The sequence below is a fragment of the Streptomyces canus genome (assembly GCF_030816965.1).
GTDB lineage: Bacteria > Actinomycetota > Actinomycetes > Streptomycetales > Streptomycetaceae > Streptomyces > Streptomyces canus_E.
On record NZ_JAUSYQ010000002.1, the window covers coordinates 13,223 to 26,932 of the forward strand.

Genomic DNA, 13,710 nt, shown 5'->3' on the forward strand with positions numbered 1-13,710 from the left:
CAGCCGTCCGGAGGGCTACTGCCACCGGCAGATGATCGACGCGGTGCGCTACCTCGTCGACAACTGGCGACTTCGGGGGAGCGGGTCGCCGACCGGGCCAGGTGCCGTGAGTCCTTCTCGTCAGGCCTTCCTGCGCCGCACGAAGAACACCAGCGCGCCACCGATCAGCAGGGCGCCCGCGCCCACCGCGCCGGCGACGGGCAGCGCACTGCTGCTGCCCGTGCTGGCGAGCGAGCCGGTCACGGCCGCGTCGGCGACCGTCCGGGTCTTGACGTCGTTGCCGTTGTCGCCCGTGGCGGCGGGGGACGCGGAGGCCGAGGCGGTGGCGCTGTCGGCGTCCTCGACCTCGACGGTGACGGGCGCGGTGTTGTTGGCCTGGTTGTCGTCGAACTCCAGGGTGTTGTCGTACGCCGTGGTCGCCTTGGCCGCACCGGTGGTGGTGTCGGCACCGTCACGGATCTCGAGGCCGAAGCTGAAGGTACGGGTGTCCCCGACCTCGAACCCGGTCTCCAGAGGGTTGCAGACGTACTGCGGCTCGCCGGGGGTCTGCTCGCCGTTGCCCATCTGCACGTCGGGGAGCCACACGCTGCACCACTTGGGGATCTCCACGGCCCTGGTGCCGGTGGGGACGGTGAACAGCAGCGCCGGCTGGTCGTCGCTGAAGTTGTTGTCCATCCGGGCGGGGCCCTCGTTGCTCAACGAGAGGTTCACGTGCACCAGGTCGCCCGGCGCGCCCTCGGCGGTGTCGCCGCCCGCGGCCATGTCGGCGGAGTTGTCGGCCAGCACGTACTGCCTGCCGATCTTCGTGCCGGAGGTGTCCGCGGCTCCGGCGGCGACCAGGGAGAGCTTCGGACCGCTCCCCGACGGCGCCTTGGCGCCCGACAGGGGCAGGGCCTCGCGGCGGACGAACTCGTAGAGGGCCTGGTGGGTCACCTCCAGGTCCAGCGGCTGGTCCAGCCGGTAGCTCTTGCCGGGCTCGACGACCGTGTCGAAGGTGCACAGCGCCTGCTCGGAGGGGCCGCCGTACGGGTCTGCGTTGACCGTGGAGTAGGCGCAGTTGGAGAACCGGTCGGCGTACGCGAGGCCTCGGGTGGTGAGCACCTTCAGCTGGACCCCGTCGGCGGGCACGGAACCGGTGTTGCTGATGATGACCGGCGTCCCGATCGTGGTCCCCGGCTTGTCGCCCTTGCGGTCGGCCAACTTGTTCACCGTCAACTCGGCGGAGCCCACCGTCATTTGGACGGAGGTGGAGACCACCGTGCCGTTGGACGACGTGCCCTTCATGATCACCGTGCCGGTGGTGCCGGGCGGCGTGTCAGGCTTGGGGTTGATGTCCGCGATGCCGCCGGCGGTATCGCCCTCGGCAACCTCCGCGAGGGTGGGCCCCGTGTAGACGTCGTCAGCAGGCTTGCCGTTGACGGTGAGCCAGCTTTTGACGTCGGTCAGGTCCATGCTGATGGTGACGTCCTTCGCGACACCGGGCCCGTCGTTGCGGAGCAGCCAGCTCACCTGTGGCGGATCATCGCTCGGTGGCATGGGCAACGCGATCTTGTCCTGGCGCATCTTGATGTGCACGACCGGGCCGTCCGCGGACTGCGCCGATGTCGCGGGCAGCCATGCGACGACGACGGCCGCGACGGTGGTCAGCACGGCCCCCGCCATGCGTCGGCAGTTGATCATCCTGGGTCCCTCCCCGTGGAGCGTGTCTCGCTCCGCCAGCCACTCAGACATCCGGCGGCTACCGAGGGTTGCCCCCGAGTTCTACCGACCGCCCGTCAGATACGCCGAGACAACGACGTTCGCGGAGTAACCGCGGCTCGGCCGGTCGAAGGCGCCGCCGCAGGTGATCAGGCGCAGTTCGGCGCTGCAGCGGACGTGCGCCTGGCGCCCCGCAGCCCGCAACCGCGTCAAACGCTGACTGCCCTGGCCCGGCCCGGCGGAGCCCTGTGCCGGCCAGTCCCAACAGGAGGGGCTCGGTCAGGCGGGAGGTCATCTCGATGTAGGTGCCAGCGGCGGTCAGGCCGGAGGAGCGGGCCAGCAGATCCACACACGCTTGGTTCTCCAGCGCCCGTGCTCGACTTGGGCCTGCCGCAGTGACAGCGCCGATTTTCTTCACGCCCACGCGAGGAGATGCTGCCCGCTGACCCTCAGTTAGTACCTTGCTGGGAGGCTGGACGCAGGGACGGCGGCAGACCGCGCACACCGTCGAGTGTGGCCCCATCCAGGTTCGCCCCCCTGAGATTTGCCCCGGCGAGGTTGGCTCCGGTGAGATCCCCCTCTGCCAGGCGCGCTCCGGACAGGTCGCAACGGGATAGTTTCGCCCCGGCCAGGTTCGCTCGGCGCAGGTCAACTCTGGCCAATCGTGCCTCGATCAGGACGGCATCAGTCAGATCCGCCCTGGACAGATTCAGCCCTTCGAGGTTCGCACGCTGAAGGCCCGTGCCCCGCAGGCGAGCGCACCTGACACCAACTTGCTTCCCGCTCCTGACTTCCTGGAGAAAAACCCCCGGAGCTGGACAAAATGTCGCTTCGGTGAGATTTGCCCCAGTGAGAGTGGCCTGACTTAGATTCGCACCTTCAAACGAAACGTCGCCCATGTCCGCACACTGAGCAGGTGTGGAACCATCGCAGAACACTGCACCGCTCAGGTCCGCATCCAGGAAACTCACCTCCCGGAGATCGGCCAGGAGCTGCGCATTTCTCAGCCGTGCTCCGGTCAGTTCCGCCGCGCTGAAGTCGGCCTCATCCAGGGACGCATGGTCAAGCTGGGCATAGCTGAAATCCGCCTGCCTGAGTTCGGAACCCGTAAGGTCCGCGCTCACCAGATTGATACCGCGCCGAGTACGTGAATACGCCGGCGCCCACCCGCTCAGGTCGATGTGGCTCAAGTTGATTGTCAACCCTTTGTCGCGCTCGGCTTTGCGTCCGGCCAAGACGTTCATCACCGCATCGACATCAGCGGGCGGCCGGTCGTTCGCGGATTTGCCGGCTTTCGCCACAGAAGCATGGAGCCGGAGGTAGGCCGACAGCACTGAAACTACCCTCGGGTGATCGCGGGTTGAGTCATGCATGATGCGCTCCAGGGCGTAGCTCCCACCGAGGCGTACATCTGTGGAGTCGGATCCCAAGTTGTTGATTGCAGAGTTGAACCGGGTTGTGATCTCCCCTTGCTCGCTGATCCGCAGTTCCTTACTGGTTTGGCCCACCTGCATCCACGTGAACAACAGGGCTACGAGGGCGACCAGTCCCGGAAGGCTGAACAAGGAGCAACGACACCCACTGCACAGAAGCACCGCCCGGGTCGGCACGTCGGCTCTGCCGATGCCGGTGCGGCCGGAAGGCTCGCCGACTTCTGATGCGGTGGAACCGACCGAGGCTAGGTGTCCGGATCACGAACTAACCTCGATCTTGCATGAGGGTCCGTCAGCTTGCTGACGAACCCTTTGTGGCGAGTGTTGGTGCGGAATTCCGGAGTCTGGGCAGGTTGAGTGCCCGGCTGTCGCGTCGGGTGTGCGCCGGGTTCCACGGCTCCGGTGGGCTGGTGCTGCTCGCAGGGGCGGGAATGTACTGGTCAGCCGGGGTTCGGTAGGGCCTGGAGCCGGTCCAGGGCATCGGTGATCACGTCAGTCCAGGGCCAGTGCCTGGCCAGGCGGGAGGTAGCGGCGGCGGCCGGTGGTGACGAGCTGGGCGGCGGTGGAGAACAGCCGAAGCCGCAGGCGGCGGGGCTCCCAGAGCCGGGCTTGGCCGGTCAGGGCGAGTAGGGGCATCCAGGCCAGCAGGTCGAGGGCGATCTGGACGATCTCCAGCCAGATCTGGTTCTGCGCGGTGTCGTGGAGAGGGAGATTGCGCAGACCGGTGGCACGGGCGGCGCGGATGCGGTCCTCGGCACGGGCCCGCTGCCGGTGGCGCAGTTCGAGGGCGGCGATCGCCTCGCTAGCCGTGTTGGTGGCGAAGCAGGTCAACCGCATGCCGTCGGCGTCGGTGAAACGCAACTGGGCACCGGGGTGCGGCCGCTCCTTGCGCACGATCAGCCGCAGGCCCTTCGGCCAGCCCGTCAGGCAGTCGCCGGCGAGTTCGGCCACCCAGGCGCCGTCGCGGATGTCGCCGTCGGGTTCCACGGCCGGCGTCCAGGCCGAGGCCGGGACCTTCAGGACGGCCTGGTGGACGGCGTCGGTGATGGTCATCCCGACCGAGTACGACAGCCACCGCCCGCGCCGGGCGAGCCAGGCGACGAACTCGTGGGTGCCGCCGCCGGAGTCGGTACGGATCAGCGTCTGAGGCCCGCGCCGGAGCCGTTTCGGCAGCTGGGCCAGGGCCAGTTTCGTGGCTTCGATGTGGTCGGCGGCGGTGTTGGAGCCAGCGTTGCCGGGCCGCAGCAGGCCCACGACCGGCTCGCCAGACCCGCCGCGGCCGTGGTCGATGAACCCCATCAGCGGGTGGTGCCCGAACGTCTTCTTCCAGGTCGCGGCGGCGTCCTGCTTCTCGGAGTGCGCCAGGACGAGGACCCCGTCGATGTCCACGATCACCTGCCCGCCCGCATCCGGCGCCGCGTCACCGGCCAACCGCCAGACGTGTTCACGCACTTCGGCACGGGCGGTGCGCAGCGCGGCCAGGACCCGCTTGCCGCCCGAGGCCAGCTGTCCGACCAGGCGAGAGACCGTCGGGTCGGAGGCTACCGGCCCGAACACGGCCGGCTCAGCCCGCAACAGGGCCACGTCGGCTAGGCAGTCCCCGCCCAGCGCGAGGGCAAGCGCCACATCGAGCAGGATCCTTCCCGGATCGTGCACCGCCCGCAGCTTGCGCCACGGCTTAAGCGCCGCCGACATCGCCGCATCCAGACGGGTCTTGCGGGCCGTCTCGGCCAGCAGCACCGCACCGGCCTGCGAAACCACGCCGCGACCACCGCCCTCGGCGCGGACACGCGGATAGAACCCGATACGCTTCTTCACCTGGAAAGTGCCTCCGGCGGTGGCGGGAACAAGGACCTCAGCAATCCTCATTCTCGCTGGTCAGAGGCACTTTCTACGTTCATCATCAACAGATGGACAGCCCACCTCGGAAAGCGCGAGGTTAGGAAACGCCCTTGCGCAACGACGCGAGGAGGCGGTCGAGGTCCCCGCGTGCCGTGTACGTACGGATCGGGTCGATGTAGTCGCGAGACTCGATGATCTGACCGTCCCGCACACGCATGACGAAGACGCAGGGCACCTTGGACCTGGCGTCGTCCGGCAACGTGAACTCGTAGGCGAACTCGGCGACGATCACTTCAGGATCGGCGGTCTCGTGGACGACGACATCGACGACACTCCTCTTCGGCAAGGACTCCCGCATTTCCGGCGGCACCGTGAAGTGCTCCCGGAGCGCACGCCGACTCGTCAACGGCTCGGACTCCGGCGTCGCCATCGGATGCCGGACATCGGTAACCTCGCCGTACAGGTCAGGCAACTCGCTTGAGTTCCCGTCGGCGACCCCATGAACAAGGCGGAGAAACACCTCACGCGGACTCAGACTCACAAGACCCCCCAAGTGATACGTACAGGCAGCTGATCATTATCGCCTGATGCGAGCCGGTGTTGCGGACTGTCTCGACCAGCAGCACCTCACCCGTCTGCACCGACGTCGACGTGGTTTCGGTGGCCGCCACGAGCGCGGTGAGGAGGGGTTCGTCAGCCGGGGTGTGGGCGTCGACCTGGGCGAGAACGGCGACCTGGTCGTCGGGGTGAAGGTGCGGGGGCAAGGCGGAGCCGAGCTGGCGGTGCAGCCGTGACCAGGAAGTGGTGGAGCGCTCGTGGGCGGCCTTTTTCAACGCGCCGCGTACCGCGGCCGTCACCTCGTTGACCTTCGCTTCGGTCAGCCGCTCCCGCTCCACGTTCCGGGCTCGGCCGCCCGTGCGGCCGTCGGCCCCGTCCTCGTGCGTCAGGCCGGGAGGGTGGTCGTGTGCCATGACCTCACACTCGCCCGATAGCAGCCCTGTCCGGGCAGGCGGAGCCCTCGGCAGGGACAACGCGAAGCCCCGGCTGGACGGGGAGGCCAGCCGGGGCCGTGTGCGGAGGGTGGGTCGCTCCGCAATCTACTGGGTGGTCTGCGGTTTTGTGGGCGCCTGGATGTACGGGCGGGGGTGGGCCGGGCAGGCGGTCCGCAGTCCCGCGCACCCGGCCACGTTGTCACTATCGTTGCAGTTTCTCGGCCAGGGTGGCCGCTATCCGCCTTCCGGTCCAGCTGGGGAAGAAGAAGGGGTGCCGTGGTGCTGTTTCCACGGCCAGCCGGTCGCCGGTCACGGCCACGTGGGCGGTGCCGAGCCATCGGGCGGGGGCGCGGAGGATCACATGCCACCGCTGGTCGCCGAGCGAGGTCACGCCGTCGACTCTCGGTGCCGCCATCAGGGCCTCTTCGATGCCCTGCGGGGTGGAGGCCGCCGGGATGGGAATGTCGATGCGTTCGATGCCGAGTATCGAACGCGCCTCCAGTCCCGATCCCGTTCGTGCCTTCACCAGCCGTGGGATGGTGACGATGAGGGCCGCCGCCATCCCCGCGAACGGGGCTCGCTCGACCGCGTGACGCAGCGCCGTGTCTGCTCCGAAGAAGATCAGTCCTTCAGCGAAGAGCAGCACGCCGATGATCAGGAACGCGAGGGCTGCCTGGGCGAGCAGCATCCGCACCGCGAGTACGAGGGGGTGTCCGTCGGCACTGCTTACCTCTTGACGCAATTCTTGCCTCCAACCTCTTCCGGATACAGCGGGGCGTACCAGCGGAACACATGCCGGCCGTAATACCCGTACTGAGGAAACGTCGTCTTGATCGCCATGCACTTGTGATCCATGTGGGCCTCATCGGCGACGTCGATGAGCCAGGACGCCCAGATCGCAAAGACGCCCGCGACCGCGACTCCGCACCAGGCGTCTCCGTCGCACATCAGAGTTCCGACGATGGCGCCCAGGACCGCACCCCCGGCCGCGAAGACCCAGCCGTGCCGGGCGAAGTAGTTGTACATCGACTCGGTGGCCTTGCGCGACAGGTAGAACGTGCAGGTGATGTATCCGCAGGTGTGGTGGACTGCGGCGGCGCCGGCGAGGTCCACCTGGTTCACCGGGTCCTGGTTGGTGTAGTCGTATGGGTTTGCGCTGCCTCCTGAGACAGGATCCGCAGACAGGAATCGTCCGGTGTCCGGGTTGTAGAGGCGAACGCCCATGAGCATGATCCCGGATGATGCTTCCGAGTTGCGGCGTGCCTGGCCCAGCCATCCGTAACGAGCCGTTCCCGTGGCGTTCCCGAATTCGTCGTAGCTGAGTGCCGTAGCGGTAGTGGTGCTGAGCGCGAGTTGGACGGCGATGTCACCGTGAAGGTTGGCGATCTGGAGTGTGGTGTTGCCGCTGGCGCTGGTGGTGGCGGCCAGGGCGCCGGTGAGGTCTTCGACGTTGCGGGTGATGTTGCCGTTGGTGTCTTCGGCGGCCCAGGTGGGGCTGTCGCCGTCATCCGCGTAGTGGGTGGTGCGGGATGCGCTGGTCGTCCATGTGCTGCCCCCGTCAGTGCTGGTCTGGGTGGTCCAGGAAGCGAGGCGGTGGGCGGCGTCGAGGGCCCAGGTCTGTTTGGTCGTGCTGGTGGTTTCCTGGCGGACGAGGTCGTTGGTGTAGTAGGCGAGGCTGGTGCCGTCGGGCAGTGAGGTGGTACGGCCGAAGGCATCGTAGGTGTAGCCGGTGTCGGTGATGCGGTCGGCGCTGTCGTAGGTGTGAGCGGTGGTGGTTGTCGTGCTCGTGGCCGTCGTGGTGTCAGCGCAGTCGGTGCTGCTGGAGGTGGCGGCCAGGCCGGTCCGGTTGAAGCTGGCGCTGCTGGCGAAGCTGTAGCTGCGAGTGGTGCAGGCGGAGCCTGTGTCGTCGCTGGCCTGGGTGAGGCGGTTGGCGACGTCGTAGCTGTAGGCGCTGGCGGTGGTGACGCCGTTGTTCTCTGTGTGGCCGGCTTCTTGGCCGTTGGCGGTGTAGTCGGCGTTGTCGGTCAGGACGGGGGTTTTGCTGGCGTCGGCGTAGGCGCGGGTGGTCGGTGCGCCGGTGGTGTCGTAGGTCTGGGTGAGGGTGTAGCTGCCGGGGAGGGTTTCACCGGTGAAGTTACCGTCGGCGTCGTAGGTGGCGGCGCTGAAGGCGCCGGCGACGGAGTCGGTGAGAGTTGCGGGCAGGCCGGTGGTGGCATCGTAGGTGTAGGTGGTGGTGGAGGGCGCCGAGTCGGTGCGGCTGACGGGGCGGTCAGAGGGGTCGTAGGCGGTGGTGGTGGAGTTACCGGCGCCGTCGTCGTAGGTCATCTGGCGGCCGAGTTTGTCGTAGGTTGCCGTAATGGTCTGACTGTTGGAGGTCACTGACGAAACGGCGCCGGTGGCGGTGTCGTAGGTGTAGGTCGTAGCTGGCGTGGCGGTGCCCGCGCCACCGGTGGTGGTGACCGTGTGGGTTCTCTCGGCGCTGTCGTAGGCGGTGGTGGTCGTGCGGGTGGTGCCGTTTGCTGTCTCGGTCAGGGTCTTGACCTGGCCGTAGCTGTCGTATGTGTAGGTCTGGGTGGGAAGTTGGTTCGGGTTGCTGCCGGCGCCCGTGATGGTGCTCGCGGGGGTCTTGGTGCACACCAGGCCGGCCCACTCGGGGTGGCCTGCGCAGGTTCCGGTGCCGGTGCCGGTGTAGTAGGTGGTCAGCGTGGTCTTGGCGTCGGAGCCGGAGGAGGTCGGCTGGATTTCCTTGGTCTGGTTGCCGTCGCTGTCGTAGCTGTAGGTGGTAGTGATGGTCAGGCCCGAGGGATCGGTGACCGTGGTCAGCGGACGGCCGGTGGTCCAGTTGTAGGTCGTGGCCGTGATCTGCCGGTCGCCGTCGGACGGGTAAAGGGGGACGGCAGCTCCGGTGGTGGCAGAGGTCAGCAGGTCGGAGACGCCGGCGTTGCTGGGACGGTTCTCGTCGTAGGCAATGGCGGTGTGGGAGCGAGCGAGCGTTTCCGAACCCGGTGGCAGGTCGGCCGCGCTGGCCCCGCCGGACACGGTGTGCTGGAGGGTGATGGTGTGCAGGGGCCCCAAGACATCCGTCACCAGCGAGGAGCCGTCCGCTGCTGTTGTGTAGCTCGTTGCGGTGGACAACAACAGTGCCGCGTCGGCCGTGCTGCCGGCGTTGGCGATCGCGCCGGCTACCAGGGGGTCGGCGCTGGTCGTGGTGCCGAGGGCCAGTTCACGGTTGGCCGCGGTCAGCTGACGAGTGGTGTTGCCCAGGGTGTCGTACTGGGTGGTAGTGATGTGGCCGCCCGGGCTCGCGGTGTTGACGTGCAGGCCGTTCGCGTCCATGTAGCTGATGGTCGCCTTGGCGTAACCGCCGGACCCGAGGGTGGTGCCGTCGTGGTTGGACGGGACGGAGGTGGGCGGGAAGATGGCGGTGCCCAGGGTGGGGTTGTCGGTCTGTGCCCACTTCGCGGTTGTCGTTGCTGACAGATCGTAGGGGGCTGCTGAGCCGGAGACCGGGACGTCGTAGACGACGCTCGTGGTGGCTGTTCCACCGTCGGTGGTGTTGGTGGTGTCGGACTTGAGGGTCGGGCGCGATGCGGTCAGCAGCATGCCGTCGCCCGCGTCGCCGTTGGTGCCGACCTTGCCGTAGGTGAAAGTCCACGGCAGCTGGCCGGGCGGGGTCAGAGTGGCGACCCGTCCGGCACTGTCGTAGGTGTAGCCGGTCTTCAGGGGGGTGGACAGCCGTGGGTCCCAGGCATGGGTGAGCTGGCCGCTGCTGGTGTAGTCATAAGCAGCTATGGGCGTGAAGGTGGCGGCCGAGGCGCCCGGGGCCGTGGACCACAGGTTGATCTGCTGTACCTGGCCCGCGTAATTGCCGGGCGTCGAGGCGGTCGCGGTGGTGGATGGCGCGTAGACGAACTCCAGCACACGGCAGCCCACAGTGGACGGATCACCGGCGCAGGCGGCCGCGGAGACGGCGCTGCTGGGGGCGATGACGTACTGCGGCTCGGCCAGGTACCCACTACCGCCGGACACCGCGACCGCACGCGAGACCACCGTCGTGGTGTTCGCCGAAGCGCTGGAGACCGTGTAGGACGTGGCGAGCTGCCAGGTCGCCGAGCTGCTGTTGGGCTTGGTGAAAGTGGCCGTGGTGCCGTCGGTTCCCTGCAGTGTGAACGTGGCTCCGGACAACGTGCCAGTCATGGTCAGGCTCTCGGAGCCCGGCTGCGGGGTCCAAGTACCGGCGGTGGCGTTCAGGAGAGTGAAGCCGGTCGAGGCACCGGTGGAGTTCACCACGGCGACCGAGCTGGCAGAGGTCTGCTTGATGTATCCCCAGTCGGAAGCGGTGGCGGTGATGCCGGAGATCCAGTTGGGGCCGAAGATCGCAACCTGGCCGTCCTGCCCGGACGCGCCCTGCGGGTCACGGGAGGAGAACGTTCGGGTCACCGACGCCCCGAACGCGGAGGCGTCCGTGGTGTCCAGACTGTAGTCGCCGGTGAGCAGGTTCACGGCGCCCGGACCGATGTCCTCGGTGGGTGCGTTGTCGGCCTTGCGATCGATGGTGACGGTGGCCGAGCTGGTGGCGTAGGTGTTCGTGCCGTCGGTGAACAGCGCCCGCACCTGCACGGGGCCGTCGTCGGAGAGCTGGCTGGTGGCGGCCCAGTCCAGGCCGACAGGCTGGGAGGACGCGGAGAAGGCCAGCGGCCAGGACGAGAGGGCCGAGCCGTCCGAGGACTTGGTGACGTAGGTGAGCGGAATGGGCTGCCAGCCATAGGGGTCGGCGGACCCGATTTCGTACTGGTACGTCACCCCGGTGAACGCTCCCGACTGGGTGGCAGACAGCGTCACGTCGTCGTCCGTCGTGTCCCCGGTCGTCGGGGAGTTGAGGCTCGCCTTGCCCACGCCGAAGGAGTAGGAGGTGGTGGAGGTGGAGAGGTTGCCGCCGGAGTCGATGGTCTTCGCGGAGAAGGTGTGCCAGCCGTTGGCCGGGGTGATGTGGACGGTCAGCGGGTCTCCGCCGTTGCCGTCAGTGGTGTCGAACACCTTGTTGGGGACGGCTGAGTTGTCCAGGCCCCATTCGTAGCCCTGCCCGTCACTCGAAGAGGTGTCGAGTGTGCAGGTCGCACCGCTGCTGGACTTGTCCGTCCAGGCGCCGGACGGATACGCGTCGCAGGAGATCGTGGGGGCAGCGGGCTTGGCGACGTTCGGCACGAAGTAGAGGTAGGACGACCAAGTGCCGTAGTCGGTGCCGTCGTAGCCGCGTACCCGCATCCGCAGGTGCGAGGCCGCGAGCTGACTCGCGGACGGGATGGTCACGGTGGCGGTGGCCCCTGAGGAGACCGAGGAGGAGGTGGCGGTGTAGGAGTACGAGGTCTCCCCCGTGTAGGCCGGGTCGTTGGTGATCTCGAACTGGGCCTTGACTGTCGAGCCGTCCGGGTCAGTGACCTTGGCGGACAGCGTCGGGGTGTAGGTGGTGACGTACCGCTTGCCGCTGTAGGCATTCACCGAGGACGGGGAGACCGCTGGGGAGGTTGGTGTCGCCGGGTAGGAGTTGTAGTTCACCACCAGCTTCGGCGCATAGCCGGAGGTCGTGTAGTTCGCCGAGCGGAAGCGGCGCCAGGTCGTCGAATCGCTCTCGTCGGCGCTGCGCAGCTGGAGACCGTAGTTGGTGGAACCGTCCGCCCATGCCTGCACGATCGACTGGAGATCCCAGTTCGACCAGGCTGCCGGGCAGGAAGAGGAGTACCCCCAGTGACCGGTGTTGGTCGCCATCCCGGTGGTCGTGGTGGACGGCTGGGCGCCCCAGGTGATCGAACTGGAGGACCATGTGGAGGTGATGCGGCGGGCCTGCGTGGCGGCGCCAGAGGTGGAGCAGGTCGCGGAGTAGTAGTTGTACAGAGACATCGTCGCCGACGTGATGTCCTTGCCGGCGAACTTCGACACGTCGAACTTGAGATAGGAGCGGGCGGTGTCCGTACCGGAGTCGTATGTGCCGGACTTCAGCTCCTGCGAAGAGATCTGTGAGTCCGGGTAGTCGGGGTTCTGCACCCAGGTGTCGGTGGTGACGGCCAGCGTGGAGGTCGGGTCGACCGTGACCGGGTAGGTCGCCGCGGCCAGGAACTCCGGATCAGGGGTCAGGACCAGGGTCTGGGAGCCGTCGTCGGCAGTCTCGACCTTGGTGGCCACCTGCTCGGTGTTGGCAGACTCTCCCGAAGCCGGGTCCTTGGACGCGTCCCACATCGTCGGCGCCGGCGCTTCGACAACCAGCTTGTTGTCGCTGTCCTTGAGGAGCAGGTGCCCCGAGTCCGCTTGGGACAGCGTCAGCCCGTGCAGGTTCAGGGGGATCCGGTACGTCGGTGTGGCGTCAGTCGGCTGCTGGGCGAGGACCAGATCCTCGGAGAAGCCCTGAGCAAGGGCCGCGACCTTCAAGGTCTGGCCATCACCGAGGTCGTATGAGGCGGTGTTGCCCTTCACTGATGGATCCGGCAGCTTCGACGCCCAGTCCATCCCGAAGCTGGTCTTGCCCTTCGTCACCGAGGCGAGTTGCTTGTCGCCACCGTCGGAGACCGCGATGTCGGCGGCTGCCGTCTCCGGGGCAAGCTCGGCACCCGCATCGGACAACGTAGTGTCGACATTCTGCCAACTGCCGTCGTCCTGCTTGACCCGGATCGGACCCGCATACACCTCGGTGGAGAAGGTTCCATCCGGAAGCGCGTACGTCGTGGCATCCGACGTGCGGTCGCTGAGCGCCTCAATGCGGCGATTCTGCAGCCGGGCCATGAGCAGGGCCGACGTCTCGTCCTGCGCCTCGGCTGGACCGTAGCTCTGAGTGGAGTCCGAGGAGTCGCTGACGGCGGTCGTGGAACTGGGCGTGGCAAAGGCCATCCCTGTGCCCTCCGTGATGAGGGCCGCATCCACGGCAAGGAGCAGCACAAGCGCTGCCGCGACTTGACGGATCTGTCTGTGCTTGCTTCTGAGCATGGGTCTGCGACGCATACCTGGCCCCCCGCGTGTCATGTCCGGAGATAGATGCGCGGATCTTTACATCCACTCATTGACACCCACATGTGGAATCTTTTATTCCGGTAAAAGGAAGATCAAGCAGTGCGGCTGATGGCTGGTTCGCGAGTAATCAAGGCCAGCGAACCGGGGGCAGTTTGTGCATTTTCTTACCTTCTTTGGAAGTCACACGAGGCTTCCAGGCGGACCACTCCTTGGCTGAATCTTGATAGAAAATAGGAATTTTTCTGCCTAAAACGGGGCTGTTTGCGACTCGTCGATGGCGCGAACCCGACGGCCCATAGGACTGGGAATGGCTGCGACGTTGGCAAAGCGGCCCCGTCAAGTCGGCTTCCGATGGCTCCAGTTGACGGGGCGCACGGGTGCGTATCGAGTGACGACGGTCTGCGCCCGTGAGCCTGGCCCACGGCGGCGTCCGGGCACCTTGTGCATCGGGCCAGCAGCCCAGAACGAAGCCCCGCCGGAGGATCACCCCTCGCAACCAAGGTCCTGACGTGGCGCCCGCAGCCGGCGTCAGGACCGTCACCACACAATGAGGCTCCATGTACGAGCCCGAGGCTCAGCGGTACGTCGACGTGATCACCGATGGGTCAAAACCCTGCTCTGACCCGCACCGCGCACCAGCAGCTGTCGGCCACTGCCAGGCCCCGGAAGGGCCGCCGTGCAGTGGCCGAACTGCTGTCGAGGGTCGTGAACAAAGCCAAGTGGCTACGTAGTTCTCGACGAGTGTC

Annotated in this window: 6 protein-coding genes and 2 pseudogenes; all 8 read right to left on the bottom strand. The window is 67.2% G+C overall.

From position 1 onward, the window contains the following. Positions 1-120: 120 nt before the first annotated feature. The 8 genes and pseudogenes from QF027_RS00790 to QF027_RS00825 all read right to left on the bottom strand — a co-directional run bounded on the left by QF027_RS00790 (position 121) and on the right by QF027_RS00825 (position 12,844). On the bottom strand, positions 121-1,680 hold the full coding sequence (locus QF027_RS00790; RefSeq protein ID WP_307072097.1) for an LPXTG cell wall anchor domain-containing protein: 1,560 nt from the start codon (positions 1,678-1,680) through the stop codon (positions 121-123). 81 nt (positions 1,681-1,761) lie between these two features. Continuing rightward, positions 1,762-1,863 (bottom strand): annotated as a pseudogene (locus tag QF027_RS00795) (class F sortase); the annotation flags it as partial. A gap of 284 nt (positions 1,864-2,147) precedes the next feature. Continuing rightward, positions 2,148-3,263: a pentapeptide repeat-containing protein gene (locus QF027_RS00800; RefSeq protein ID WP_307072098.1), complete on the bottom strand. Its 1,116-nt coding sequence runs from the start codon at positions 3,261-3,263 to the stop codon at positions 2,148-2,150. A gap of 308 nt (positions 3,264-3,571) precedes the next feature. After that, positions 3,572-4,949, bottom strand: a pseudogene (locus QF027_RS00805) (IS1380 family transposase). 121 nt (positions 4,950-5,070) lie between these two features. Continuing rightward, positions 5,071-5,514, bottom strand: coding sequence for a nuclear transport factor 2 family protein (locus QF027_RS00810; RefSeq protein WP_307072099.1), 444 nt, complete (start codon positions 5,512-5,514; stop codon positions 5,071-5,073). Beyond that, positions 5,495-5,944: a hypothetical protein gene (locus tag QF027_RS00815; RefSeq protein ID WP_307072100.1), complete on the bottom strand. Its 450-nt coding sequence runs from the start codon at positions 5,942-5,944 to the stop codon at positions 5,495-5,497. Before QF027_RS00815 ends, QF027_RS00810 begins: the two co-directional genes overlap by 20 nt. Positions 5,945-6,167: 223 nt before the next feature. Continuing rightward, positions 6,168-6,707, bottom strand: a complete 540-nt coding sequence (locus QF027_RS00820) for a hypothetical protein (protein WP_307072101.1) — start codon at positions 6,705-6,707, stop codon at positions 6,168-6,170. After that, positions 6,692-12,844: a DNRLRE domain-containing protein gene (locus QF027_RS00825; protein WP_307072102.1), complete on the bottom strand. Its 6,153-nt coding sequence runs from the start codon at positions 12,842-12,844 to the stop codon at positions 6,692-6,694. The genes QF027_RS00820 and QF027_RS00825 overlap by 16 nt, the downstream gene beginning before the upstream one ends. Positions 12,845-13,710 lie beyond the last annotated feature (866 nt).